General features: G+C 71.2%; 23 protein-coding genes, 1 pseudogene and 1 riboswitch. Of the genes and pseudogenes, 12 read left to right on the top strand and 12 right to left on the bottom strand.

Features of this window, described 5'->3' with window-relative positions:
• Nucleotides 1-44: 44 nt before the first annotated feature.
• The 3 genes from ACFWBQ_RS20160 to thiO form a co-directional block, all read right to left on the bottom strand.
• A complete protein-coding gene (locus ACFWBQ_RS20160) occupies nucleotides 45-839 on the bottom strand; it encodes a thiazole synthase (protein WP_385490611.1) in 795 nt (264 codons plus the stop codon).
• A gap of 2 nt (nucleotides 840-841) precedes the next feature.
• On the bottom strand, nucleotides 842-1,084 hold the full coding sequence (thiS, locus tag ACFWBQ_RS20165) for a sulfur carrier protein ThiS (RefSeq protein ID WP_385490614.1): 243 nt from the start codon (nucleotides 1,082-1,084) through the stop codon (nucleotides 842-844).
• Complete coding sequence (gene thiO, locus ACFWBQ_RS20170) at nucleotides 1,081-2,298, bottom strand: glycine oxidase ThiO (protein WP_385490617.1); 1,218 nt, start codon at nucleotides 2,296-2,298, stop codon at nucleotides 1,081-1,083. Before thiO ends, thiS begins: the two co-directional genes overlap by 4 nt.
• Nucleotides 2,296-2,408, bottom strand: a riboswitch (TPP riboswitch). Its footprint overlaps the gene before it by 3 nt.
• A 51-nt stretch (nucleotides 2,409-2,459) precedes the next feature.
• Here thiO and ACFWBQ_RS20175 point away from each other — a divergent pair.
• The 6 genes from ACFWBQ_RS20175 to ACFWBQ_RS20200 all read left to right on the top strand — a co-directional run bounded on the left by ACFWBQ_RS20175 (nucleotide 2,460) and on the right by ACFWBQ_RS20200 (nucleotide 7,400).
• Entirely contained in the window at nucleotides 2,460-2,801 is a 342-nt protein-coding gene (locus ACFWBQ_RS20175; RefSeq protein WP_385490620.1) for a hypothetical protein, read from the top strand.
• Nucleotides 2,802-2,829: 28 nt separating this feature from the next.
• Nucleotides 2,830-4,062, top strand: a complete 1,233-nt coding sequence (locus ACFWBQ_RS20180) for an NAD(P)/FAD-dependent oxidoreductase (RefSeq protein ID WP_385490622.1) — start codon at nucleotides 2,830-2,832, stop codon at nucleotides 4,060-4,062.
• A 66-nt stretch (nucleotides 4,063-4,128) separates the two neighbouring features.
• Nucleotides 4,129-4,494, top strand: coding sequence for an Rv2175c family DNA-binding protein (locus ACFWBQ_RS20185; protein WP_385490625.1), 366 nt, complete (start codon nucleotides 4,129-4,131; stop codon nucleotides 4,492-4,494).
• A gap of 188 nt (nucleotides 4,495-4,682) precedes the next feature.
• Complete coding sequence (gene thiE, locus ACFWBQ_RS20190) at nucleotides 4,683-5,333, top strand: thiamine phosphate synthase (protein WP_385490628.1); 651 nt, start codon at nucleotides 4,683-4,685, stop codon at nucleotides 5,331-5,333.
• A gap of 133 nt (nucleotides 5,334-5,466) precedes the next feature.
• Complete coding sequence (gene metF / locus ACFWBQ_RS20195; RefSeq protein ID WP_385490630.1) at nucleotides 5,467-6,384, top strand: methylenetetrahydrofolate reductase [NAD(P)H]; 918 nt, start codon at nucleotides 5,467-5,469, stop codon at nucleotides 6,382-6,384.
• 50 nt (nucleotides 6,385-6,434) lie between these two features.
• Nucleotides 6,435-7,400, top strand: coding sequence for a hypothetical protein (locus ACFWBQ_RS20200; RefSeq protein ID WP_385490632.1), 966 nt, complete (start codon nucleotides 6,435-6,437; stop codon nucleotides 7,398-7,400).
• 34 nt (nucleotides 7,401-7,434) lie between these two features.
• Here ACFWBQ_RS20200 and ACFWBQ_RS20205 read toward each other — a convergent pair whose 3' ends face one another.
• The 5 genes from ACFWBQ_RS20205 to ACFWBQ_RS20225 all read right to left on the bottom strand — a co-directional run bounded on the left by ACFWBQ_RS20205 (nucleotide 7,435) and on the right by ACFWBQ_RS20225 (nucleotide 13,452).
• The gene (locus tag ACFWBQ_RS20205; RefSeq protein ID WP_385490635.1) at nucleotides 7,435-8,940 is read right to left on the bottom strand and encodes a phytoene desaturase family protein; all 1,506 of its coding nucleotides are present in this window, start codon (nucleotides 8,938-8,940) and stop codon (nucleotides 7,435-7,437) included.
• Nucleotides 8,941-8,986: 46 nt separating this feature from the next.
• Complete coding sequence (locus ACFWBQ_RS20210; RefSeq protein WP_385490638.1) at nucleotides 8,987-9,589, bottom strand: DUF4126 domain-containing protein; 603 nt, start codon at nucleotides 9,587-9,589, stop codon at nucleotides 8,987-8,989.
• Nucleotides 9,590-9,948: 359 nt separating this feature from the next.
• Nucleotides 9,949-10,560, bottom strand: a complete 612-nt coding sequence (locus ACFWBQ_RS20215; RefSeq protein WP_385490640.1) for a TetR/AcrR family transcriptional regulator — start codon at nucleotides 10,558-10,560, stop codon at nucleotides 9,949-9,951.
• Nucleotides 10,561-10,589: 29 nt separating this feature from the next.
• Nucleotides 10,590-12,677, bottom strand: coding sequence for a YhgE/Pip family protein (locus ACFWBQ_RS20220; protein ID WP_385490642.1), 2,088 nt, complete (start codon nucleotides 12,675-12,677; stop codon nucleotides 10,590-10,592).
• Nucleotides 12,649-13,452 (bottom strand): ATP-binding cassette domain-containing protein, encoded by an 804-nt coding sequence (locus tag ACFWBQ_RS20225; protein WP_385490645.1) that lies wholly within the window; start codon nucleotides 13,450-13,452, stop codon nucleotides 12,649-12,651. The genes ACFWBQ_RS20220 and ACFWBQ_RS20225 overlap by 29 nt, the downstream gene beginning before the upstream one ends.
• A 170-nt stretch (nucleotides 13,453-13,622) precedes the next feature.
• Here ACFWBQ_RS20225 and ACFWBQ_RS20230 point away from each other — a divergent pair, with 170 nt between their 5' ends.
• The 3 genes from ACFWBQ_RS20230 to ACFWBQ_RS20240 all read left to right on the top strand — a co-directional run bounded on the left by ACFWBQ_RS20230 (nucleotide 13,623) and on the right by ACFWBQ_RS20240 (nucleotide 15,776).
• Nucleotides 13,623-14,144 (top strand): SAV_6107 family HEPN domain-containing protein, encoded by a 522-nt coding sequence (locus ACFWBQ_RS20230; protein WP_385490647.1) that lies wholly within the window; start codon nucleotides 13,623-13,625, stop codon nucleotides 14,142-14,144.
• A 167-nt stretch (nucleotides 14,145-14,311) separates the two neighbouring features.
• On the top strand, nucleotides 14,312-15,070 hold the full coding sequence (locus tag ACFWBQ_RS20235; protein ID WP_385490650.1) for a class I SAM-dependent methyltransferase: 759 nt from the start codon (nucleotides 14,312-14,314) through the stop codon (nucleotides 15,068-15,070).
• Between the two features lie 301 nt (nucleotides 15,071-15,371).
• On the top strand, nucleotides 15,372-15,776 hold the full coding sequence (locus tag ACFWBQ_RS20240) for a DUF3040 domain-containing protein (protein ID WP_385491054.1): 405 nt from the start codon (nucleotides 15,372-15,374) through the stop codon (nucleotides 15,774-15,776).
• Between the two features lie 81 nt (nucleotides 15,777-15,857).
• Here the strand turns inward: ACFWBQ_RS20240 and ACFWBQ_RS20245 are convergent.
• The 4 genes and pseudogenes from ACFWBQ_RS20245 to ACFWBQ_RS20260 form a co-directional block, all read right to left on the bottom strand.
• Nucleotides 15,858-18,263: pseudogene (locus ACFWBQ_RS20245) on the bottom strand (transglutaminaseTgpA domain-containing protein); the annotation flags it as partial.
• Nucleotides 18,260-19,627 (bottom strand): DUF58 domain-containing protein, encoded by a 1,368-nt coding sequence (locus tag ACFWBQ_RS20250; RefSeq protein ID WP_385490653.1) that lies wholly within the window; start codon nucleotides 19,625-19,627, stop codon nucleotides 18,260-18,262. The pseudogene ACFWBQ_RS20245 and the gene ACFWBQ_RS20250, both read right to left, overlap by 4 nt.
• Nucleotides 19,627-20,694, bottom strand: coding sequence for an AAA family ATPase (locus ACFWBQ_RS20255; protein ID WP_385490655.1), 1,068 nt, complete (start codon nucleotides 20,692-20,694; stop codon nucleotides 19,627-19,629). The genes ACFWBQ_RS20250 and ACFWBQ_RS20255 overlap by 1 nt, the downstream gene beginning before the upstream one ends.
• Nucleotides 20,695-20,901: 207 nt before the next feature.
• A complete protein-coding gene (locus ACFWBQ_RS20260) occupies nucleotides 20,902-21,465 on the bottom strand; it encodes a beta-class carbonic anhydrase (RefSeq protein WP_385490657.1) in 564 nt (187 codons plus the stop codon).
• Between the two features lie 408 nt (nucleotides 21,466-21,873).
• Between ACFWBQ_RS20260 and rsmH the strand changes: the two genes are divergently transcribed.
• The 3 genes from rsmH to ACFWBQ_RS20275 are packed head-to-tail and all read left to right on the top strand — an operon-like array spanning nucleotide 21,874 to nucleotide 25,439.
• A complete protein-coding gene (gene rsmH, locus ACFWBQ_RS20265) occupies nucleotides 21,874-22,836 on the top strand; it encodes a 16S rRNA (cytosine(1402)-N(4))-methyltransferase RsmH (protein ID WP_385490660.1) in 963 nt (320 codons plus the stop codon).
• Between the two features lie 49 nt (nucleotides 22,837-22,885).
• Nucleotides 22,886-23,431, top strand: a complete 546-nt coding sequence (locus tag ACFWBQ_RS20270; protein WP_385490663.1) for a septum formation initiator family protein — start codon at nucleotides 22,886-22,888, stop codon at nucleotides 23,429-23,431.
• Nucleotides 23,432-23,435: 4 nt separating this feature from the next.
• Complete coding sequence (locus ACFWBQ_RS20275; protein ID WP_385490665.1) at nucleotides 23,436-25,439, top strand: peptidoglycan D,D-transpeptidase FtsI family protein; 2,004 nt, start codon at nucleotides 23,436-23,438, stop codon at nucleotides 25,437-25,439.
• Nucleotides 25,440-25,445 lie beyond the last annotated feature (6 nt).

The raw sequence follows: 25,445 nt of genomic DNA on the forward strand, positions 1-25,445 counted from the left end.
CATGTACGTGTTGTGACCGGAGGGCGGCTGCCGGGGCACTCGTGTCAGAAGGCCGGGCGCTCCGGATCCAGCACCGCCCGGCCCTCGGCCGGCGAGGAGGCCTCGGCGAAATGGCGCCGGGGGATCCGGCCGGCCCGGTACGCCAGGCGCCCGCCGTCCACAGCGTGCCGCATCGCAGCGGCCATCAGCTCCGGCTCCTGCGCCCGGGTCACCGCTGAGGCGAGCATCACAGCAGCGCACCCCAGCTCCATGGCCAGCGCCGCGTCCGACGCGGTCCCGGCCCCGGCGTCGAGGATCACCGGAACCCCGGCCTGCTCGATGATCAGCTGGAAGTTGTGCGGATTGCGGATGCCGAGCCCGGAGCCGATGGGGGAGCCGAGCGGCATGATCGCCGCGCACCCCACGTCCTGGAGCTTCCGGGCCAGGACCGGGTCGTCATTGGTGTAGGGAAGGACGGTGAAGCCCTCGTCCGCCAGGGTCTCGGCGGCGTCCAGCAGCTCGATCGGATCGGGCAGCAGGGTCCGCTCGTCGGCCACGACCTCCAGCTTGATCCAGTCGGTGCCGAGGGCCTCCCGGGCAAGCCGGGCGGTGAGCACGGCCTCGCCCGCGGTGAAACAGCCGGCGGTGTTGGGCAGGACGCGGATGGAGAGCCGCTCCAGTACGGAGAGCACCGAGCCCTGCACGGTCGGGTCGAGGCGGCGCATCGCGACGGTGGTCAGCTCGGTTCCCGAGGCGATCAGGGAGCGCTCCAGCACCTCGAGACTGGGCGCACCGCCCGTTCCCATGATCAGCCGGGACGTGAAGGTGGTGGAGCCGAGCGTGAAGAGATCGTCCGACATGGTCAGCCTCCCTGAACCGCGGTGAGGACCTCGATGCGGTCACCGTCGCCCAGTGCGGTGGCGGACCACTGGCTGCGCGGCACGACGGCCTCGTTGACCGCCGCGGCGACACCGGAGTGTGCCGTGGTCAGGGTCGCGACCAGCGTGCTCAGCGCGGTATCGGCCGGGACGGTGCGGAGTTCCCCGTTGACGGATACGGACACGGAGGCAGACGCAGAAACGCCGGTGGGCAGGGGCTCTGTCATGCGGGCTGCTCCTGAGGTGCTGGGGAGAGGGCTCCGGGAGAAGGGTTCCGGGAGGCGGGGCCCCGGCGGGAGGGCGCGAACCGGCTCGGTGCGAAGGGGCGGGCCTCGGCGGGCAGTTCGCCGGTGGTCAGCACGTGGGCCATCACGTCACCGGTGAGGGGCGTCAGCAGCACCCCGTTGCGGTGGTGGCCGGTGGCGAGGTGCAGGCCGGGCAGCGCCGTCGGACCCAGCAGCGGGGCGTTGTCCGGAGAGGCGGGGCGCAGGCCCGCGCGGGTCTCGGTCAGCGGCAGCTCGGTGATGCCCGGCACCAGCTCGTGGGCGTCGCGCAGCAGTTCGTAGACCCCGCCCGCGGTGACCGTGGTGTCCCAGCCCATCTCCTCGCTGGTCGCGCCGACGACCAGCTCGCCGTTGGCGCGCGGGACGAGATAGACGTGGCTGCCGCGGACCACGGCCCGTACGGTCCGGCTGAGGAAGGGGGCGTACGCGGGCGGCACGGCCAGCCGCAGCACCTGCCCCTTGACCGGGCGGACCGGTGGCACGATCTCCTCGGGGAGCCCGGCGAGCCTGCCGCTGAGGCTGCCGGCGGCCAGCACGACCTGGTCGGCGCTCAGCTGCGTACCGTCCGCGAGGACCGCTCCGGTCGCACGGCCGCCCGTCACGGAGAGCCGTTCGGCCCGGGCCCGGTGGAAGACCACTCCGGCCCGTTCGCACGCGGTGACCAGCGCCGAGGCCAGCCGACGGGGATCCACCTGGTGGTCGCCGTCGGCCCGCAGCCCGCCCCGCACGCCGGGGGCGAGCATCGGCTCCAGCCGGCGGCACTCGCGGCCGGTCAGCCACTCCGAGGCCAGTCCCGAACGCTGCTGCAACGCGTGCAGCTCCCGCAGATGGGCCCGGTCGTCGGAGTCCAGCGCGACGGCCAGCGTGCCGCAGGCACGGAAGCCGGTCTCCTGCCCGCTCGCTTCTTCCAGCTCGGCCACGAACGCCGGATAGCGCGCGGCGGAGGCGACATTGAGGGCGAGCAGCGTCTGCTCGCCGTAGTGGAGTTCGGTGACGGCGGCGAGCATGCCGGCCGCGACCTGGGCGGCCCCGCCGCCCGGTTCGGGATCGGCGACCGCGACGGACATTCCGCGCCCGGCCGCCCGCCAGGCGGTCACCAGACCGATGATGCCGCCCCCGACAACCAGGACGTCGGATCCGTTTCCGGAGATGCGCATGGGCGTCCAGCCCCTCCCTTCGCCGGCATGACCCGGATCAGGTTCGTACGGTCGGAGGCCGGTCAGCCTCCCTCTCAGCCCGGTGCGTCCGGGCTCCCGCGAGTGCCTTACGTTGGCCACCCTAAACCCCGCCACCCGTAGCCAGTAAGGGAGCAGCCGCCGTGGCCCGTTCACTCGACGGACTCGTCCTCTCGCCCGTCGCCGACCAGGCGCCCGGCCAGGTGGGCACCCGCACCCGCTTCACGTACCGGGAGCGGGAGGGCCGGATCTGGGCCGAGTACACGGGCGGTGACGTCGTCCGCGGCCATCTCGTCGGCACCCGGCAGGGCGACACCCTGGACTTCCGGTACGTGCAGCTGAAGCAGGACGGAACGACTTCCGGCGGTCACTGCGTCTCGACCGTCACGGATCTTCCCGACGGCCGGGTGCGGCTGGACGAGCGGTGGGAGTGGGAGTCCCAGGAGGGCAGCGGGACGAGTGTGGTGGAGGAGCTCGTCGGCTGACGGAACGTCAGGTGGCTAGGGTGGCCGGGTGAGTGAGCAGACGGAACACCGGGAAGCAGGACAGCGGCCACGCCGGGTCGTGATCGTCGGCGCGGGCATGGCCGGCGTGCAGACCGCTGTGGCCCTGCGCGAACAGGGCTTCGCCGGCCCGGTCACCCTGATCGGCGCGGAACCGCACCAGCCGTACGACAGGCCGCCCCTGTCGAAGGCGGTCCTGCTCGGCCTGGCCGAGGACTCGGCGTTCGACATCGACTTCGAGGCGCTGGACATCACCCTGCGACTGGGGCTCGACGTGAGCGGCCTGCGCGCCGCCGCCCACGAACTGGACACTCCTCAGGGCCCCGTCCCGTACGACGTGCTGGTCCTCGCCACCGGGGCCGAGCCCGTCGTCCTGCCCGGCGCGGAGGGTGTTCCCGGCGTCCACCTGCTGCGCACCGTCGACGATGCCGCACGGCTGCGGCCCGTCCTGGAGCGGCAGCACGACGTCGTGGTCGTGGGGGCCGGCTGGATCGGTGCCGAATTCACCACCGCCGCCCGCGCCGCGGGCTGCGCGGTCACCGTCGTCGAAGCCGCGGAACGCCCCCTCGCGGGCACCCTGCCCGCCGAGGTCGCAGCTCCTATGGCCCGCTGGTACGCCGAGAGCGGAGCCGAACTCCTCACCGGTGCACGGGTGGCGCGGGTCGACCCCGGCGCCGTCCACCTGACGGACGGCCGGGTGATCCCCGCCGGAGCGGTGATCGTGGGCATCGGCGCCCGGCCCGCCACCGGCTGGCTGGCCGGCTCCGGCATCGCACTGGGCCCGGACGGCTCGGTCACTGCCGACGGCTCGCTGCGTACCTCCCTGCCCGACGTCCACGCGGTGGGTGACTGCGCCTCCTTCCCCTCCGCCCGCTACGGCGAGCGTCTGCTCGTCCACCACTGGGACAACGCCCTCCAGGGGCCCCGGACGGTCGCCGCCGCCATCGCGGACGGCCGGTACCGGACGTACGACCCGGTGCCCTACTTCTGGTCCGAGCAGTTCGGCCGTTTCGTGCAGTACGCCGGCCACCACGCCGGTGCCGACACCATGCTGTGGCGGGGCGACCCGGCGGACCCGGCATGGACGGTCTGCTGGCTGCGCGAGGGCGTCCTGGTGGCGGTGCTGGCCGTCGGCCGGCCGCGTGACCTCGCCCAGGCGCGCAAACTCGTCGAGGCCGGGGCGCGCCTCGATCCGGTGCGGGCCGCGGACCCTTCCGTACCGCTGAAAGCGGCAGCTCTGTAGGACCCGGGTGCCCCTTACGGGCGGCCCGGCTACCGACTGTCGGTCCGGGATGGCAGGCTTGTCCCTGTGACCGAGATTGACGCAAAGATCGATGTTCTCGTCCCTGCCTGGCTCCACCTTCCCGACATCGCGGAAATGCTCGATGTCGAGGTGACGCGTGTACGGCAGCTGGTCAAGGAGGGCCAGCTCATCGCCGTACGACGTGGTGAGAGGCGGACGCTCCAGGTGCCTGCCGCCTTTATCGACGGCGACAAGGTGGTCAAGGGTCTCGCAGGGACCCTGACGCTCCTGAGGGACGACGGCTACAGCGACGAAGAGATGCTGGACTGGCTCTTCACCCCCGACCCGAGCCTGCCCGGCACGCCCGCGCAGGCACTGAGCGAGAATCGCGGCACGGAGGTGAAGCGCCGGGCCCAGGCGCTCGCCGTCTGACCGGGCGACCGTGTGTGGGGTGCGGGCCGTGACTCACGGCCCGCACCCTGCCGTGACCGACACCTGCCGGACCGGTACCTGCCGGACCGGTGAAGAGCCGGGGCACCGGTTTGACGACCGGCCGGCCTGACGACCTACCGGGTCGACGACCTATGGGGTCGGCGACCTGTCGACGGGGGAAATCCACCATGTCCATGCCTCGCTCGCTGCTGTCGGACGCCCGGCTCTATCTCTGCACGGACGCCCGCAAACGGCAGGGCGACCTTCCCGCGTTCCTCGATGCCGTGCTCACCGCCGGCGTGGACATCGTTCAGCTGCGCGACAAGGGCATGGAAGCCGCCGAGGAGCTCGAACACCTGGCCGTGTTCGCGGACGCCTGCAAGCGTCACGGCAAGCTCCTCGCGGTGAACGACCGGGCCGATGTCGCCCACGCCATCGGCTCCGACGTGCTGCACCTCGGGCAGGGCGATCTGCCGGTGCCTGCCGCCCGCGCCGTCATCGGCGACGAGGTGGTGATCGGCCGCTCCACCCACGCCGAGTCCGAGGTCGACGCGGCCGTCGCCGAGGCGGGCGTGGACTACTTCTGTACGGGCCCCTGCTGGCCCACCCCGACGAAGCCCGGCCGGTACGCCCCGGGTCTGGGCCTCGTCCGCTACGCCGCCTCACTCGACCAGCCACGCCCCTGGTTCGCCATCGGCGGAATCGACGCGGGCAACCTGGACGAGGTGCTGGACGCGGGCGCACGGCGGGTCGTTGTCGTGCGGGCGATCACCGAGGCGGCGGACCCCGCTGCGGCGACGGCGGCACTCGCCGGGCGCATCAGGGCGCGCGTGGCCTGAGCGGGGCGGACATCGCGCTCCGCGGGAGGCGGCTGTTCCGGGGCTGTCCGAGGGGTGGACGGCAATCCCATTATTCCGGACGAAAAGCACCGCTCTGGTTGGGGTACCGCCGAGCCCTGGTTAACCTCCCAGTATGGCTCTTGGCACACCTTCCACCAGGACAGATCACGCTCGCACCGTGCGTGAGCTGCTCGCGACCGGCAAAACGTCGTACTCGTTCGAGTTCTGGGCGCCCAAGACCGAAAAGGGCGAACGGAACCTCTGGAACGCCCTGCGACGGGTCGAGGCGGTGGGCCCGAGCTTCGTCTCCGTGACGTACGGAGCCGGCGGTTCCACCCGTGCGGGGACGGTGCGGGCGACCCAGCAGATCGCCGCCGACTCCACGCTCACCCCCGTCGCGCATCTCACCGCCGTCGACCACTCCGTCGCCCAGCTGCGCAACATGGTCGGGCAGTACGCCGACGCCGGTATCCGGAACATTCTCGCGGTGCGCGGAGATCCGCCGGGTGACCCGATGGCCGAGTGGGTCAAGCACCCGCAGGGCGTGCGGTACGCGGCAGATCTCGTCCGGCTCATCAAGGAATCCGGCGATTTCTGCGTCGGCGTCGCGGCCTTTCCCGAAATGCACCCGCGGTCGGCCGACTGGGACTCCGACATCGAACATTTCGTGGACAAGTGCCGCGCGGGTGCCGACTATGCGATCACCCAGATGTTCTTTCAGCCCGAGAGCTATCTGCAGATGCGTGACCGCGTGGTCGCTGCCGGTTGCGACACCCCGGTCATCCCCGAGGTGATGCCGCTCACCAGCGTCCGACAGCTGGAGAGATTCGCCCAGCTCAGCAACGCTTCTCTGCCGTCCTCGCTGAAAGAGCGCATCCTCGCCGCGAAGGACGATCCCGCCGCTGTACGCTCCATTGGCATCGAGTTCGCCACGGAGTTCTGCGCGAAGCTGCTCTCCGAGGGTGTCCCGGGGCTGCACTTCATTACGCTCAACAACTCGACGGCAACACTCGAGATCTACGAGAATCTCGGACTGCACAAGCAGTCGTGACCGGCCGTACCCGCCACCAACCGGGGCGGTGGCCGTAGGAGGGGGCGGGCGTGGGCTGGACGGTCCTCTACATCGCATTCGGCGTCGTGGCGCTGTGGCTGCTGGGCGAGGTGCTGCTCCAGTACAAGGCGCGGCTGCGCTGGCGATTGCTCGCCTTCGCCGGCTTCCTCGGTGTGGTCCTCGGTGTACTGATTCCTTCCGTGCTGGTGATCGCCGTCGGCGCGATCGCCTTCGCGACGGGTCAGACGTATGTGACCCTCTCCTTCCGGCGGGGCTTCTCGACGGGCTGGGCCATAGGCGGCAGTCCCGGCGAGAGCCGCCGTCGTCGTGCGGCCGGTGACGGCCCCGGCCGGAAACAACCCACGCTCGAGGTCTCCGGCCTGGAGTACCAGGAGCCCGGCCCGGATCCCGCGGCCGAGACCGAGGCATCCGCGGTCTACGAACCGCAGCCGCTGCCGGACGACACCGGGCAGTACGGCATATACACCGACACCGCCTACGCGGGCAGCGGTGGGGGCAGCCAGGAGCAGCAGGGCGGACAGCAGCAGTACGGCGCCTACGACCCGTACACCGACTACGCCCAGCCGGCCCAGGACACGTACAGCGGTCAGGGCACCTACAGCGGCCAGGGCGCCTACCAGGGCCAGAACACCTACCCGGGCCAGGAGACCTACCAGGGGCAGGACAACTACGCCGGCCAGTACGACTACGGCACGCCGACGCCGGACTACGCCCCGTACTCCGACCCGTACATCGGGACAGGGACGGCAGCGGGGTCCGGGCAGTACCCCTCGTACGACAACTACGGCAACGGCTACGACAGCTACGGGGGCCAGCAGCAGTACACCGCCCCCTATGCCGAGCAGTACGCCCCCGAGACGCCGCCGGGAGGCGTCTGGGTCCCGCAGCAGCGCGAGGGCGATCAGTACCCCCCGCTGCCGCCCGAACAGCCCCCGCAGCCCGCCCCGTACGGCAACGGGTACGACACCGGCCAGAACGAGCAGTACCGCTACTGACCACCGGCGCGAGAGACGACGAGCGCTTCCCGGCTCACTGTGAGCCGCGGAAGCCGTCACCCTCCACCACGAGCCCCGCGACCAGGGCACCCGACATCCCGGCATGCGCCAGTCCGCCGCCGGGATGCGACCAGCCGCCCGCCAGATACAGGCCGGGCAGCCCGGTGCGGTTCCCGGAGTGCAGATACGCGCCCCGCGCGCCCGCCAGGGCGGGCGCGGGCACCGAACCGCCCTCGGCGCCGGTGTCGGCCGCAGTCTCGGCGGGGGTGCGCACCTCGGCGTGGAGTATGCGCTCACGCAGGCCGGGAACGGCCTTGCAGGCGCGGTCGATCAGCACGTCGGCGTACCGCTCGCGCAGCGCCGCGTCCGTCCAGTCGACCGGACCGTGCGGGGCCACCGTCGCCATCAGGGTCACTGCCTCGTGTGCCTCGTCGGGGCGGGTGGCGGGGTCGTCGGGACGCAGCACTGTCACGGTGGGCCGCTCCGCCGTCCGGCCGCCGAACACCGCGTCCTGCTCAGCGGCCCCGTCCTCGCCATGCACCACGCTCCGGTGCACCGCACCGGCCTCCCGGGCGCCGCGCAGCGACAGCAGCACCAGGAAGCGGCCCGGCACCGGACCCTGCCCGGCTTCCGCGTCCTGCCCGCCGGACCACCGCGCCTGACCGGGCAACAGCCCGGGCGACGGCTGCGCGCCCAGGACCACATGATCGGCCCCGGCGCTCTCGCCGTCCGCCAGCTCGACACCTGCGGCCCGGCCGTCCTTCTCGGCCACCCGGACCACCTCGGCACCGAAGACGAACGTCACACGGCGGGCCAGGCACCGCTCGTACACCGCCTCGGCGAGCGCCCGCATCCCCCCGGCGACGTACCAACTGCCGAAGGTCTCCTCCATGTAGGGCAGCAGGGCGGCGGCTGCCGGCGCGCGGCGGGGGTCCAGGCCGTACGACAGGGCGTACCCGTCGAGCAGGGCAGCCAACCGGGGGTCCGCCAGCTCCCATGCACCGACCTCGGCGAGCGTGCCCGCCTCCCGGACGGTCAGGAGCCTGCGCCTGCGGAGGGCGGGGTAGGGATCGCGGCCCAGCACCTGCCGGTCCTCGCGCAGGGGTTCCTCCAGAAGCGGCCTGCGCGACCGGTCCCACGCGGTCCCGGCCCGGTCGAGGAACTCCCCCCAGCGGGCTCCTGCGCCCTTGCCGAGCGCCCCGTCCAGTGCGCCGACCGTCCCGGCCCGTGAGGCGTTCGGCAAGGAGACCGCGGTGCCGTCCGCGAAATGGTGGCGGCTCGCAGGGTCGACCTGGGTGAGCGTCACACGCTGCTCCAGGGGTTCCTTGCCGGTCTTCACGAACAGGTCGCGATAGACCGCGGGCAGGTGCAGCAGCGAGGGCCCGGTGTCGAAGACGAACCCCTCGTGGGCATACCGGCCGACCGAGCCGCCATAGGTCCGCGACCGCTCGTACACCGTCACCCGGTGGCCTGCCACGGCCAGCCGGGCGGCCGCCGCCATCGCGCCCGTCCCGGCGCCGATCACCGCAATTCGTGCCATGTCAGTGACCCTAAGGGGTGGCACCGACAGCTCACTCGTGAGGCCACTACCTGCCCGCTCCGGCCATGCGTTTCTCTTCGTGACGCTGTGCTCTGCGACGCAGGAAGCGGCGGATGCGCGAGGCGAGGAAGACCAGTATCACCAGGCCGAGCACCAGCAGCGTCGCGGCGATGACGGCAGCCGCCACGGGGTTGAAGACGGCGAACGTGATGATCCCGGCGACGCCGAGATCCTCCGCGACGCTGACCGCGACGTTGCTGAACGGCTCGGGCGAGGTGTTGACCGCCATCCTGGTGCCCGCCTTCACCAGATGGCTCATCAGCGCGGTGGAACCGCCGACCGCCGCGGCCGCGAGCTCCGGCAGTGATCCGCTCTCGCCCGCCAGCAGCGCCGCTACGACTGCCCCGGCGACCGGACGTACCACGGTGTGCACCGCGTCCCAGGCCGAGTCCACATAGGGGATCTTGTCGGCCACCGCCTCGCACAGGAAGAGCACTCCGGCCGCCACGAGCACATCGGTGCGCTGCAGCGACTCGGGCACCTCGTCGGTGAGGCCGGTCGCGCCGAAGATGCCGAACAGCAGGACCACCGCATAGGCGTTGATCCCGCTCGCCCAGCCGCTCGTGAACACCAGGGGGAGTACCGACACGGACGCGATCGTAACCAGTCGCCGTCCGCCCCGGGTGGGCCCCCGCACACAGCTCTGAGTATCCGTACCTAGTGGGGGAGATGAGTAGGGACGCGGATGGGCCCTCACCTGCACGGACGGCAGAGTGGAGTCCACGGAAGGGGCGCAGCGCCAGGACCGCCGACACGGGGCGGCGGAACGGCGCGGCACCCCGGACGCAACGGGGGTGCACGACGCGGAGCCCGGGGACCACGGGGGATCGGGGTCACGGGGGAGGGCACCGCGGAATCACCGAAGACGCCGGTCCGGTGGAATTCGAGGGGGATCGAATTCCACCGGACCGGCGTCTTCGTGTGTGCCGGACTGTTCCCGCGTGCTCCTCAGCGCCCGCTGACCCGGCCGTGCAGCAGCAGGGACAGGGCGGAGTGCACATCGTCGATCGACCGCTCCGGCTGGAACGCCTGCCAGTCGAGGGCCGCCACCAGGACCATCCCCACGAGCGCGGCGGCCGTCAGCTGGATGTCGATCTCCTCGCTGAGCTCACCGTTGGCGACGCCCTCCCGAAGCACCTCCTCGACCACCGCCACGGCCTCCTGGCGCAGCACCAGGAGGGTCGACTGCCACGCGCGGTTGGTGCGCCAGAGCTCAGCGACGTACAGCTGGGTGAAGGCCGGGTAGCGGTCGATGAAGACCAGACCGGCCCTGATCATCGCGTCCAGCGCCTCCACCCGGGTGCCGCTGCGCTCGTCGGTCTCCTCCGCGGCGGAGCGGAGGGACTGCGTGAGCAGTCCGACCCCGTGCCGCAGCAGCTCCTCGAAGAGCTCGGTCTTGCTCTTGAAGTTGTAGTAGACCGTGCCCTTGGCCACCCCGGCACGCTCGGCGATCTCGTCCACCGTCGTCGCCGAGAAGCCCTTCTCCGCGATGAGGGTCACAGCCGCCTCGTAGAGCTTCTGCCGCGTGGCCTGGCGGCGTGTGGTGCTACTGCTGTCCATACGGTCGATTCTCACAGGTCCCGGCGCACTCACAGACTGAGCTCCGGATGCAGCCGGTCCAGGGTCCACACCTGCTTGCGGTGGGCCGAGAGGGCGGTCAGCGCCAGTGCGCCCGCGGTGAAGGCCAGCAGCACGGCACACGCCTGCCAGACCGGGCCGAGACCGCCGCCCGTGATCAGCCTGCGCAGCCCCTCCACGACGTACGTCATCGGCAGATAGGGGTGGACCGCGCCGAAGAAGGCCGGGCTGGTCTGGACGGGGTACGTGCCCCCGGCCGAGGTCAGCTGGAGCATCAGCACCGCCAGCACGAGGATCCGTCCCGCCGCGCCGAAGCGGGCGTTCAGCCACTGGACGATCGCGGCGAAGCAGCAGGTGACCAGAGCCAGGAAGCCGATCGTCCCGGCGGCGTGCTCCATCTGGAGGCCGAGCCGCCAGTGCAGCACGGACATCAGGGCGACGACCTGGAGCAGGCCGATCGCGGCGACCGGCAGCCAGCCGGCGAAGGCGATGCGCCAGGCCGGGGCCCCGGCGGCGAGCGCACGCCGGTTGAGCGGCTGGATCAGCATGTACGCCACCATCGCGCCCACCCAGAGGGAGAGCGGGATGAAGTACGGGGCGAAGCCGGTGCCGTAATTGGGAGCTGCGTGCAGCGACGAGGAGGCCAGCTGTACGGGGTCGGCCATGACACCGGTACGGGCGTCGCGGTCCTTCTTGTCGTAGTCGGGGATCCTGCCGACACCGTCGTTCAGCCCCTGGGCCAGGGTCGCGGACCCGTCACCGAGCCGGAACAGCCCGCTGTCCAGGTTCTTGGCCCCCTTCTTGAGCTTTCCGAGTCCGGTGTCCAGCTTCGCGGACCCGGTCTTCGCGGTGCCCAGTCCGGTGTGGAGTGCGTCGGCGCCCTTGGCGACCTTGTGGGCACCGGTGTTGAGCGAGTTGATCTTCGTGACGGCGGACTCCAGGTCCGTGTCCAGGTTCGGCGAGCGCTTGGCGAGGGCGTCGGCCTGCTTCTGCAGGGTGGTCAGCTGGGCGCGCAGCTTCTTCAGGTCCCCGTTCTGGTTGGTGACCAGAGTGTTCAGGTCGTCGGAGACCTCCGCGACATCGGCCGCCGCGGTCTTGGCGCGCTTCAGCTGCGGGCAGACTCCGGGGTCGGGCAGCGGCTGCTCCGTGCAGCGGATGCGATAGACCTCGGACAGGTCGTCGGAGGCCGCGTGGGCGGCGGCCGACGCCGCGGGCGCGGCCTCGACCAGCAGGTCGAGGTTGTCCCGCACGGTCCTGGAGGAGTCGGCGACCAGCCGGGCCGTGTCCCCGATCGTCCTGCCGTTGTCCTTCAGGAACGGACGGACATCGGCAGCGACCTTGTTGACCTTGTCGGCGAGGAGCTGGGTCCCGGCGGCGACCTGCCGGGATCCGGTCTCCAGGTCGCCGGCGCCCTTGTCGAGCTTGACGATTCCGCCGGACAGCGTGCCACTGCCCGCCTTGGCGTCCTTGAGCCCGTCCGCGAGGTCCTTCGAGCCCTTCTTCGCCTTGGTGATGCCGCCCTTGAGGTCGTCGGCGCCCTTGGCCGCCTTCGCCGTCGCGTCATGGAGACCGGAGAAGTTGATGAAGATCCGGTCGAGGAAACCGCGCGAGGCCTTCGTCGATGCGGCGCTGCGGACCTCGGCGAACACGGTCCGGGAGATCTGCCCGACGATGTAGTTGTTGGCATCGTTCGTACGGACCTGCAGGGCGCCGGCCTCGGGGGAGTCACCGGAACTGGAGGCGATCCGCTCGCTGAAGTCGGACGGCATGGTCAGCGAGAGGTAGTACGTTCCGTCCTCGACGCCCCTGCGGGCCTCGGCCGGGTCGACCTCGTGCCAGTCGAAGACCTTGGAGTCGAGCAGCCTGCCGGCGATCTCGTCACCGGCCACGACGCGCCTGCCCTCGGCGCTCGCACCCTTGTCGTTGTTGACGAGTGCGACGGGGATCTTGTCGAGCCGCCCGTACGGATCCCAGAAGGACCACAGATACAGGGCGCCGTACAGCAGGGGAAGCAGCAGAAGCGCCACCAGGGCGGCCCGTGGCATCCGGCCCCTGCCGAATCGCTTCAGCTCAAGCGCGGCCAGTTTCGGCGATCGCATCGGCCGTCCCCTCTCCGGTCGTGGTGTCGTCCTCTGTCGTGGAGGCGTCGGCCGCCCCGGGCCGCGGCACGCTTGTGGCGGGTGTTCCCGTGCGTACGGTGAACGCGCCCTCGGGTGCCTCGCTGCACACGGCGAGCACCGTCGTCCCGCCGCCCGCGAGGGTGCGCAGCAGCTCCCAGGCCTCGGCCCGGTCCGCGTCGGAGAGCTTGAGGTCGGTGTCGTCCACCGCGAGGAGCCGGGGCCGGGCCATCAGTGCGAGGGCGAGGGACAGCCGCAGCGCCTCGAGGCGCTCCAGGTCCCGTACGGCGGTACGTTCGGCCTTGGGCAGGACCGAGGGGTCCAGGCCGACGGCATCCAGCGCGGCATCGACGGTGGCCCGGGCCGTCGCGGCCCGCCGGGCGCGGGGCTGCAGCAGGGCGCGGAACGAGCTGTCGAAGCGGCGCTGCAGCAGGGCCCGTTCACGCAGATGCTCGGCGACGGTGAGGGCGTGGTCGAGTTCACTGACCCCGGACACCGGGCCCAGCGCGCTGATCCTGCGAACGGCTCCGAGCCGACCCGGCAGGCGGAGTCCGCCGACCTCCGCGTGCCCCTGCGTGGAGCGCATCCGGCCGGTGAGCGCGAGCAGCAGGCAGGTGCGACCCGAGCCGGACGGACCCTCGATCGCGACGAGCGTTCCGGGATCCGCGGTGAAGTCCACGCCCCGGAAAGCCCAGCCGCGCGGCCCTTTCAGTCCGAAGTCCTCGGCGCTCACTTCCGCCCCGTTCGGGCCGTCCACAGCCTCACCCCCGTCTTTTGCACTGACCGGTCAGTGCAAAAAACCTAGCCCGAACTTGCACTCGAAGCAAAGTGCCAGGTCAGCGGCAGTTCGGAAGGAATTGTCAGTGGTGGCCTCCACGATGGACACATACGGCCACGAAGCCGTCACACGACGACAGGAGGTTCGTCATGGCCAGCTCGTCCGCAGCCGCCGCTCCACGGCGCCGCGCAGGCAGCCCTGCCCCCTCACTGACCGGTCCGGCAACCGACGTCCACCCCGTTATGCGTCGCACCACTGCGCCGCCCGCCGCTCTCGATCTGCTCGCCCAGGCCCGTTCCGGCCTGGACGAGGCCGCCGTTCTCGACGTGCCGAACGAGCGGTATGCCACCGCTCACCTTGCCGCGCTGCGCACCGCAGCCGCCGTGCTCGCCGCCCGTGGCCGTCCCGAAACCAGCAGGCGCCGCCGGGAGAGGATCCGCAGCGCCTGGGAAGTCCTTCCGGAAATCGCCCCGGAACTCACCGAATGGAGCGCCCTGTTCGCTTCCGGGGCCCGGCGCAGGGCCCGCGCGGAGGCCGGTATACCGGGCGCGGCCACCAGCCGTGACGCCGACGATCTGCTGAGGGACGCCGGCATGTTCCTGCGCCTGGTCGAGCGGCTCCTGGTGCTCCAGCCGGTCCTTCCGCAGCCACGGAAGGACCGGCCCCGGTAGCAGGCCGAGAGGTGGTCCGACGCGGGGTGACCGGGACGGCGGTGCGAGGCAATGACGCGGGGTGACCGGGACGGCGGTGCGAGGCAATAGGGTGGAGAGCACCCGTACCACCTGCACCGTTCACGCTCCGCCGTCCGTGGCGGCACCCTGCCGAGGAGTCATCTGCCGTGTCGGACCAGCTGCGCCCCCGTGCCTCCCTCCGTACCGCCGTGGTCTGGGACGTCCTGAAGGACGCTCTCGAGCGTCGCGTCAAGGTGACCGGCAGGGACGCCCTGGACGTGCTGGACACAGGCGGCGGCACCGGCAACTTCGCGGTGCCCGTCGCCCGTCTCGGTCACCGGGTCACCGTCGTCGACCCCAGCCCCAACGCGCTGTTCGCGCTGGAGCGCCGCGCGGCCGAGGCCGGGGTGGCCGACCGGGTCCGAGGGGTCCAGGGCGACATCCTCGGCCTGTTCGACGTGGTGGAGCGCGCCGGCTACGACGCGGTCCTGTGCCATGGCGTCCTGGAGTACGTGGACGACCCCGCCGAAGGCGTACGGAACGCGGTCGACGCGCTCCGTCCGTCCGGGGCGCTCAGCCTGCTGGGCGCCGGGCTCGGCGGCGCCGTTCTGGCCCGCGCCCTCGCCGGCCACTTCACCGAGGCCAGGCAGGCGCTGACGGACCCGGCGGGACGCTGGGGGGAGGGCGACCCCGTGCCCCGCAGGTTCACCGCCGACCAGCTCGTCGAGCTGGTCGTGGCCGCAGGCGTCGAGGTCGGCGCGGTCCACGGTGTGCGGGTCTTCGCCGATCTCGTGCCGGGCGCTCTCGTGGATACCGAGTCCGGCGCGATGGAAGCGCTCCTGAGGCTGGAGGCCGCCGTCGCGGAACTGCCCGCCTTCCATTCGGTGGCGACCCAGCTGCACGTTCTGGGCGAGAAGCGCGTCTGAGTCATGACAGGACACAGCCGATACGTGTCCGTGGAGCGACCGGAACACGGCTGATCAGCAACGCAGCTGCAGACGGAGTACTGCCCAGAACACCCGATCGGGGCGCGGGCCCCGTATGATCGGGTGACACCATCCGGCATGACGGATCGGCCGTCGGGGAATCTACGCCTCAGCAGCCGGACCGACATGGCGGTCCGGACTGGCTAAGGCTAGAGGGCGGGTTTCACGGGGGCGAATCCCTGCCTATTCTGGAAGGGCCGCATACCGGTCGCCCCCCGCGGCCGACGACGAGGAGGACTCCGTGCCGCTCTCGGAGCACGAGCAGCGAATGCTCGAGCAGATGGAGCGAGCGCTGTACGCCGAAGATCCCAAGTTCGCGACAGCGCTTGAGGGAAGCGGGCTGCGCAGGTACACCCGGCGACGGGTCTACCAGGCGGTGGTCGGTTTTCTGGTGGGTATCGCGCTCCTCATGGCCGGAATGGTCTTTAAGCAGACCTGGATCAGCGTGGTGGGATTCCTCGTCATGCTGGGCTGCGCCGTGCTGGTTGTCACCGGGTGGCGCAAAGCGCCCAAGCCCGGCGAGCAGCCGCAGGCGGGGAGCGAGAGCGGGGGCGGAGGCGAACGCCGACATCCCAGGCAGCGCCGGTCGATGATGAACCGGATCGAGCAACGGTGGCAGCGCCGCCGCGACGAACAGGGCCAGTGAACACCTCGGTCCGATAGGCGTCGGCCCGCCCGGCCCCTGATCCGGACCGTGAACACCGAAACTTGCTGCAGGACTCATGGGTGAGGGGCGGCGCAGGCGGGCGGCCCAGCCCTCACGGCGCGGACGGTTCGCCCACCGACCGCGGAAGGCCGCGAGGCGTTCCGAGACCGCCCAGATCACCCGAACAGCCGAACGGGGTGCGACCGTCGCGCGCAGCCGGCCCAGGCGCCCGGCCGAGGCACGCAGCCCTGCCCGTACGACCAGGACATCCTCGGCCGAACCGGCGGCTGCCAGGGGCACGGGTGCGTACAACACCTGCTCCACCGCACCCGCCACCCGGTGGGCCGCGGCCGCCGCCGTGCCGTCGAGCTTCCCCAGCCGCACGACGCGCGCCGCCGCCTTGCGAGGGGTCTGCGACTCGTCGGGTTCGACACCGTGGTCCCAGGCCGTGTCGGTGAGCTCCCGCCACGCGGCCATGACTCCGGCTGTGGCATCCGCAGGCGTACGGCCCCCGGAGGAACCCAGCCTCCGTGCACGGGCACGAAGACGCCAGAACATCGGCAGGAACGGGGTCACGAGCACCAGGAGGGCGCCGAGCACCACCAGCACGATGGTTCCCGTCGGCGCCCCCGGGTCTGCGGAGTCCACCGCGCCGGAAGCTGCCGACACACCGCACTCGCCCTGGCGGCGCATCTGCGCCGGGCACGACTCCGAGGCGGACGGGACGGCCGTGGGTGCGGCAGAGGCTCCTGCCGACGGCTGCGCCGGATCGTCCGTGTCATCCGGGGATTCGTCCTGCCGGGTGTACGAGGGGGTGGTGCCCCGGGACGGGGTCGGCTCGAAGCGGGTCCAGCCCACGCCCTCGAAGTACAGCTCGGGCCAGGCGTGCGCATCGCGCAGCCCGACCGATACGGAACCGTCCGCCTGGACCGTGCCGGGTGTGAAGCCCACCGCGACCCGGGCCGGAATGCCCAGCGTCCTGGCCATCGCGGCCATCGTGAACGAGAAGTGGACGCAGAAGCCTTCCTTGTGCTTGAGGAACCGCTCGATCGCCGCCGTTCCGGTCCCCGACGTCACCGTCGTGTCGTAACGGAAGCCGCCTCCCGAGGTGAACCAGTCCTGCAGTTTGACGGCCCGCTCGTAGTCGTTGGCCGCCCCCTTCGTCACCCGTTCGGCGGTCTTCAGGACCACCTCGGGCAGCGAGCCGGGAACCCGGGTGTACTCGCGCGCCAGCTCCGAACGCGGAGCCAGTGCCCCGGCGAGCTGTTCGGCCGTCGGCTCCACGACCAGACTGCTGACCTCGTACCGGGCGCCACGTGTCGTCTGGCCGTCGTCCCCGACGAGGGTGCGTCCCTCCGGTTCGTATCGCCAGCGACCGCCGATGTCCACCTCGCTCGCCGGATAGGGGAGCGGCAGGTACGTCTGCTGGTACGAGCGCGAAGCGGAGATGTTCGTCCGGATCTCCGTGACCGTGACGTCGGAGCCCAGCCCGGCCGGCTGCGGCAGCCGGTCCGGCACGTCCTTCAGGCGGCGGGTCGAAGGCCGCCACTCACTCCCGTTGAACTGGTCCAGGGCCTGGATGCGCAGATAGAAGTCCTCGGGGTTCGCCGAGTTGGTGCGGTACGACATCACCTCCCGGTTCTCCGGCTGGTTCAGATTGTTCTGCAGCGAGACCAGCGGGTTGACCGCGGAGATCGTGCCCCCGCCGCTGCCCTTGCCCGTGCCGCCGCCGCTGCCGTCCAGCAGCCCGCCGTCCAGAGCGGGCAGCGCCGCAGGGACCACCAGGGCGATGCCCAGCGCGACCGCACCGATGCGACGCCCGGTGCGGACCGGTGCCGGAGGGCCCGACGACCCTTCCAGCCCGGCCGCCGGACCGCCCGACGAGGGCGACATGCCGCCGAAGACCCGCCCCCACTGGGACAGCCGGTCACGGCCCTCGGCCAGCAGAAGGAGCAGGTACCCGCACGCGGCGAGCAGGAACCAGAGCCAGCCCGCTCCTCCGTCGCCGAGCCCCGCAGCGACCGAGTAGAGCGCCAGCAGGGGCAGCCCGGCCGGCGCCGCGGTACGGAAGGTCACCGCGAGTGCATCCACGGCGAGCCCGATCAGCAGCACCCCGCCGATCAGCATCAGCCGGATACCGTCCGTCGCCGGCGCGGGGATGGCGTACCTGCCGACGTCGTCGGCGCCCGTCGTCAGCAGATCCGCCAGCCGCTGCACGGCCTCGGGCCCGGGCAGCACGCCGAACAGCGCCTGTTCCCCGGCGAACGCCATCGTCAGCAGCAGCAGCGTGACCAGCACCTGCGCGGAGATCGTCAGAACCCGTGCGAGGGGCACCCGGCGGGCGAGCGCACCCACACCGCTCTGGATCCCCAGCAGGAAAGCGGCCTGGAAGAGCCACTTCGCCGATTCGACCAGCGGGATCAGAGACCCGGCCGCCATCAGCGTCGCCACAAAGGCGCACAGCGCCAGCCGAGCCCGACCGCTCATGACCATCCCCCAGAGAACCCCGTCGTCCCGCCGGCCGCTGCTGACTGTGGGCTGCCGGCCTGCTGCCACAGCCGGGCGAACTCCACCCCGGGTGGCACCGCCACCGCTGTCCAGCCCGCCTCGCGCAGCAGCCGCAGCCGGCCCTCGGCCGGCGCGGGAGACACATCGTCCCTGTCCCCGCCGCGCATCCAGTCGGAACTGTCCAGCACGAACGCGACTGCGGCGCCGCTTCGCTGCCGCATCCGGGCCGCCACCGCCGCCTGCTCCTCGTCCAGATCGCCGAAGAACCCCAGCAGAAGGCCCTCGTTGCCCCCGCGCAGCACGGCGTAGGCACGGGACAGACCGCCCCCGTCGGAGTGGTCGACGACTGCGAGGGTGTCCATCATCAGACCCGCCGAGTCCGCGGAGCCCGGGGTCGACCCGGCGAATCCGTCGGAACCCTCACCCGGCACGGCGCTGCCGTTGTCCGTCAGCAGACGTACGGCGAAGCCGCGCTCCAGCATGTGCACCAGTACGGAGGCCGCTGCGGACACCGCCCACTCGAAGGCGGAGTCCGGCCCGGCCCCCCGGTACGCGATCCGCCGGGTGTCCAGCAGGACCGTGCACCTGGCCCGCTGCGGCTGCTCCTCGCGACGCACCATCAGCTCGCCGTAGCGCGCGGTGGAGCGCCAGTGCACCCGCCGCATGTCGTCCCCGTGCCGGTAACCGCGGGGAATGATGTCGTCCTCGCCGGCCAGTGCCAGTGAACGCTGCCGGCCGTCGCCGTATCCGGAAGCCTCGCCCGCCAGCTTCAGCGTCGGAAGGGTCTCTGTGCGCGGTATGACGACGAGGGTGTCGTACGCGCTGAAGGAGCGGGTCAGCTCGCACATCCCGAACGGATCGCTGAGCCGCAGCTGCAGCGGACCGAGCGGATAGCGGCCGCGCAGATCGGACCGGACCCGGTAGGAGACCTCGCGCTTGCCGCCCGCCTCCACCCGGTCGAGTACGAAGCGGGGCCGGGGGCCCAGCACGTACGGCACCCGGTCCTGGAGCATCAGCAGGCCCGTGGGCAGCCGGGACAGGTTGTCCATCCGCAGGTGGACCCGGGCCTCCGAACCTGTGGGAACCCGGGACGGCGACAGCCGCCGGCTGCCCGCGACCCGGTAGTGGGTGCGGTGGAGCACCGTCACGCAGACCAGGGGCAGCACCGCCAGCAGCAGTCCGACCCGCAGCAGGTCGCCCTGGCCCAGCACGTAGGCGCAGACCGCAGCGGCGACACCGGCGGCGAGAAAGGACCGCCCCCGGGTTGTCAGGCCGCTCAGAGCGGCACGCAGGCTGCCCTTGTCGTCGCCGTCGTCCACGGGACCGGGCACCCCGGCCGCCATCACAGCCGCCGTAGGCCGGGCTGCTGGCCGTAGACCGGGCGGCCGGGCTGGTGCTGCAGCTGCGCCGGGGCAGCAGTGGCGGCCGTGGCGGCCGTGGCGGCACCCGACGTCGGCACGGGGATGCGCTGAAGGATCTCCAGCACGACCTGCTCCGCCGTGCGGCGGTTGAGCTGGGCCTGGGCCGTGGGCAGCAGCCGGTGCGCGAGCACGGCCACCGCGAGCGCCTGGACGTCGTCGGGCAGGGCGTACTCGCGCCCGCTGAGGGCCGCCGATGCCTTTGCCGCACGCAGGAGATGCAGGGTCGCGCGGGGCGAGGCCCCGAGTCTGAGATCCGGGTGCTGACGGGTGGCCCCGACGAGGTCCACCGCGTACCGGCGCACGGAATCGGCCACATGGACCATGCGCACCGCGTCGATCAGCTTCACGATGTCGTGGGCGTGCGCCACGGGCTGCAGGTCGTCCAGCGGTGAGACCCCGCCGTGCACGTCCAGCATCTGGAGCTCGGCCTCCGGGCTGGGATAGCCGATCGACACCCGGGCCATGAACCGGTCGCGCTGCGCCTCGGGCAGCGGATACGTGCCTTCCATCTCCACCGGGTTCTGGGTGGCCACGACCATGAACGGGTTGGGCAGTTCGTAGGTCTGGCCGTCGATCGTGACCTGGCGTTCCTCCATCGACTCCAGCAGCGCGGACTGGGTCTTGGGCGATGCGCGGTTGATCTCGTCGCCGATCACGATCTGGGCGAAGATCGCGCCCGGCTTGAACTCGAACTCCCGTCGCTGCTGATCGAAGATCGACACCCCGGTGATGTCCGAGGGCAGCAGGTCGGGCGTGAACTGGATACGCCGCACCGAGCAGTCGATGGACCGCGCCAGCGCCTTGGCCAGCATCGTCTTGCCGACCCCGGGCACATCTTCGATAAGGAGGTGTCCCTCCGCGAGCAATACGGTCAGCGAAAGCCGTACGACCTCAGGCTTGCCCTCGATCACACCCTCCACCGACCTGCGCACCTGCTCCGCTGTGGTGGTCAGATCTGTGAGGCTCGCTCGATCGTCATAGGTCGTCACCCGGCCCTCCTCGGCCCCTTGTGCACGGGCCGACATGCAAAGCTGCCCCGGCCCGCCCCGAAATACGGACACCTCCCGGAAGACCCGGAGAGGTGTCACACCCGCATTCTTGTTGCCGTTACCGCTTCGTGTCACTCGCCTGTGGATAAGTGGGTGCGATATGTCAGGTGTGGCCCGTATGTCGACGGGCGAGCCGTGGCCGGAGGGTCAGGAGGCGGGAAGAATCTCGCGGAGCAGACCGGTGGTCACGTCGAAGACGAAACCCCGGATGTCGTCCGTGTGCGGGAGGAACGGAGAGGTGCGTACGCGCTGCATGGACTGCCGTACGTCCTGGTCGGCGTCCTTGAAGGACTCCACCGCCCAGACCGGCCGCTGTCCGACCTCGTGCTCCAGTTCCTGCCGGAAGTCCTCGGTGAGCGATTCGAGGCCGCAGTTCGTGTGGTGGATGAGTATGACGCTGCGGGTGCCGAGCGCCCGCTGGCTGATGGTCAGCGACCGGATGACGTCGTCGGTGACCACACCGCCCGCATTGCGGATGGTGTGACAGTCGCCGAGTTCCAGACCGAGTGCGTCGTGGAGGTCGATACGCGCGTCCATGCAGGCGACCACGGCGACGCGGAGCACCGGGCGTGCGTCCATGCCGGGATCGCCGAACGCGTCTGCATAACGGGCGTTCGCTTCGACCAGCCGGTCGGTGACCGTGCCGCCCGAACGGGCCGCGCCTGCGGCGGAAGCGATGGGCTCGGCGGAAGACTGCGCGGAAGTCGACATGGCTATGACGTTAGCTCTCGCAGTCGCCGTCGGCGTGCTGTGGAAGGGGACAAAGAACGTCAACGTGGCTTGTTGTGAGGTAACCCACAAGCCTCACGGTCCTGCACCCGCACGGGTGAGACCCGGGCCTGCAGAGGGTGGTGCGACGCGCTGTCCGGTTCGTTGATCGGGAATCGATCGAATGGCAGGGTGGACTAAAGTGACGCGAAGTTACCGACACGCCTGCACATTCTGCATATTTCAGCACGTTTCGAATTCCCCGTGATGTGCGGCGTACATGCGGCCCGGCCCTCTCCCGCTCGCCGGTCGGCCGACGCCTCTTCCCCGGCGCCGGCGGACCTCCCCTTCCGAGCGGGCGGGGACCAGGCCGCACGTGCAGCCACACGGGACTGAGCCTGAGAGGGCGCATTGAGCCAGACCCGACATGTCCCGGTGATGCTCCAGCGGTGCCTGGACCTGTTGGCCCCGGCTCTGGAGGTGACAGGGCCGCCGCCTGTGGTTGTGGACTGCACCCTCGGGCTCGGCGGGCACAGCGAGGCACTGCTCGCCACCTTCCCGACGGCCCGGCTGATCGCACTGGACCGTGACAAGGAGGCGCTGCGGCTCTCCGGCGAGCGCCTCGCCCCGTACGGCGACCGGGCCACCCTGGTCCACGCCGTCTACGACGAGCTGCCCGAGGTTCTCGACCGGCTGGGTGTCCCCAAGGTCCAGGGCGTGCTGTTCGACCTCGGCGTCTCCTCCATGCAACTTGACGAGGCCGACCGCGGATTCGCGTACGCCCAGGACGCCCCGCTCGACATGCGCATGGACCAGACGACCGGCATCGGCGCGGCCGAGGTGCTCAACACCTACGCGCCGGGTGAGCTCGTACGGATTCTCCGCGCATACGGAGAGGAGAAGCAGGCCAAGCGGATCGTCTCCGCCGTCGTACGCGAGCGCGAGAAGGAACCCTTCAGCAACAGCGCCCGCCTCGTGGAGCTGATCCGCGACTCCCTTCCCCAGGCCGCCAAGCGAACCGGGGGCAATCCGGCCAAGCGCACCTTCCAGGCGCTGCGTATCGAGGTCAACGGTGAGCTCACCGTCCTGGAGCGGGCCGTTCCGGCTGCTGTGCGGAGCCTCGCGGTGGGCGGCCGCATCGCCGTCCTCTCGTACCACTCGCTGGAGGACCGGCTGGTCAAGCAGGTCTTCGCGGCCGGCGCGGCCAACACGGCGCCGCCCGGTCTGCCCGTCGTCCCCGAGCGCTACCAGCCCCGGCTGAAGCTGCTGACCCGCGGCGCGGAACTGCCCACCGAGGAGGAGGTCGCCGAGAACCGGCGGGCCGCCCCCGCCCGGTTGCGCGGCGCCCAGCGGATCCGCGAGGAGGAGCGATGAGCGCGCTCCGCCGCCCCGGTGCGGCACCGGGGAAGGCGGGGGCACTGCGGTGACCAAGGCGGCCGAGCAGATGAAGGGGCGGGCAGGGAGGCTCGCCCGGCTGATGCCGTCGGGGCCGAGCACGGCGGCCCGCACCCCCTTCGTCCTGCTGGTCGTGCTGCTCCTCGCCGGTGGCCTGATCTCGCTGCTCCTGCTGAACTCGGCGCTCAACGAAGGATCGTTCAGGCTGAGCAAGCTGAAGCGGGAGACAACCGACCTCACCGATGAGCAGCAGGCCCTGCAGCGCGACGTCGACAGCTACTCGGAGCCGGACGCGCTGGAACGGCGCGCCCGGGAACTCGGAATGGTGCCCGGGGGCAGCCCGGCTTTCCTGAACCCGGACGGCACCATCCGCGGCGTTTCGGAACGCATCACCGAGGAGCCGTCCCCCGCGGCCGCCCCCAAGCCTGATGCGAGCCCGTCCGGCAGCGCGGCCTCGCCGCCGGCCGTCGCCCCGCCGTCCGGGTCCGTACCGTCGGAGCCCTCCGGTGCCGCTTCCACCTCGGCGCCGTCCACGACCCCCACGACTTCGCCCCCGACGAGCCCCGGCAGGTGACGCAGTGCCGTCCAAGGAACCGCCGCGCCGCCGTGTACCCGGCCCTGCGCGCCCCCGTAAAGCGGCAGGCGGATCCGGGCGGCCCCGGCCCGCCGCCCGTCCCGGCGCGGGGCGCCCGCGCCCGCAGTCGCGGCGCCCGCGGGGAAGGGCGTCGCGTGGCGGCTCCCCGCAGTCCATCCGCCTGGGCAGCCCCCGCCCGCGGCTGCGCCTGATCAGCCTCTGCCTGACGCTCGTCATGCTGGCGTTCGTCGTCCGGCTGCTCCAGGTCCAGGCGGTCGACGCCGGCGCGTACTCGGCCAAGGCCGAGAAGAACCGCTATCTCGAGTACACGATCGCCGCCGAGCGCGGTGAGATCACCGACCGCAGGGGCATCGCGCTGGCAACCAGCGTCGACGCGCACGACATCACGGCCGATCCCAAGTTGTTCACCCCCGAGGACAGCAAGGCCCCCGACGCGCCGCAGCAGGCGGCGGCGCTGCTCGCCCCGATCCTCGGCAAGGACGCCCGGGAGCTGACGAAGAAGCTCTCGGCCCCCAAGATCCGCTACACCGTGCTGGCCCGGCGGCAGACCCCGCAGGTCTGGAAGCAGATCAAGGACCTCAAGTCCGCATTCGCCGAGAAGGCGGCGAAGGACAAGGCCGACGGCGGCCCGGGAGCGAACGTACTCGCCGGTGTCCTCCAGGAGCCCACCACCAAGCGGGTCTACCCGAACGGCGATCTCGCCGCCGGAATACTGGGATTCGTCAATGCCGAGGGCAAGGGCGGCGGCGGCCTGGAGGCCCAGCTGAACGGACAGCTCGAGGGCGAGAACGGAAAGATCCGGTATGCCCAGGCCGGCGGCCGCCCCGTACCGACGGCGGGTACCAAGGAGATTCCGGCCGTCGCGGGCACCGACATCGAGCTGACCATCGACCGCGACATCCAGTGGGCCGCCCAGCGGGCCATCGCCGACCAGGTGAAGAAGTCCGAGGCGGACCGCGGCTATGTGATCGTCCAGAACACGAGGACCGGCGAGGTACTGGCCATGGCGAACGCCCCCGGCTACGACCCGAACGACCTCTCGCAGGTCAACTCCGCGGCCCTCGGCAACGCGGCACTCCAGGACGTGTACGAGCCCGGCTCCACCAGCAAGGTCATGTCCATGGCCGCGGTACTGGAGGAGGGGGCCGCAACGCCCGATACGCATGTCACCGTCCCCAACCGGCTGCACCGGGGGGACCGGCTGTTCAGGGACGACATCGACCACCCCACGTGGTACCTCACGCTCAACGGCGTACTCGCCAAATCGAGCAACATCGGCACCATTCTGGCCACCGGACAGCTCGGCAGGACACAGACCGAGGCCAACAAGGTCCTGTACTCGTACCTGCGTAAATTCGGTATCGGCAGCACCACGGGGCTCGACTACCCGGGCGAGTCGCCCGGCATCCTCGCCAAGCCGCAGGACTGGTCGACCTCGCAGCAGTACACCATCCCGTTCGGCCAGGGCCTCTCGCTCAACGCCATGCAGGCCGCGTCGGTGTACCAGGCCATCGCCAACGGCGGGGTCAGGGTCGAGCCGACCCTCGTCCGCGGCACCAAGGGCGCGGACGGCCGCTACACCGCGGGGGCCGCCCCCGAACGGACCCGGGTGGTCAGCGAGAAGACCGCCAAGACCCTGGCGAACATGCTCGAGTCCGTGGTCGAGGACCGGGAGGGCACCGGAGCCAAGGCTCACATTCCGGGCTACCGCGTCGCGGGCAAGACCGGTACGGCCAACCGTGTGGACCCTGTGCGCGGCATCTACAAGGGCTACACCGCGTCCTTCGCGGGCTTCGCCCCGGCCGACGACCCGCAGGTCACCGTCTACTGCGCGATCCAGAACCCCACCAAGGGCAGCTACTTCGGCGGCCAGATCTGCGGTCCGATCTACAAGAAGGTCATGGAGTTCGCGCTGAAGACCCTCCAGACCGCACCGTCCGGCAGCGATCCCGCCAGGCTGCCGGTGTCCTTCAAGCCCGGCGAATGACTCGGA

The sequence above is a fragment of the Streptomyces sp. NPDC060035 genome (genome assembly GCF_042736635.1).
In the GTDB taxonomy this organism is placed as follows: Bacteria; Actinomycetota; Actinomycetes; order Streptomycetales; family Streptomycetaceae; genus Streptomyces.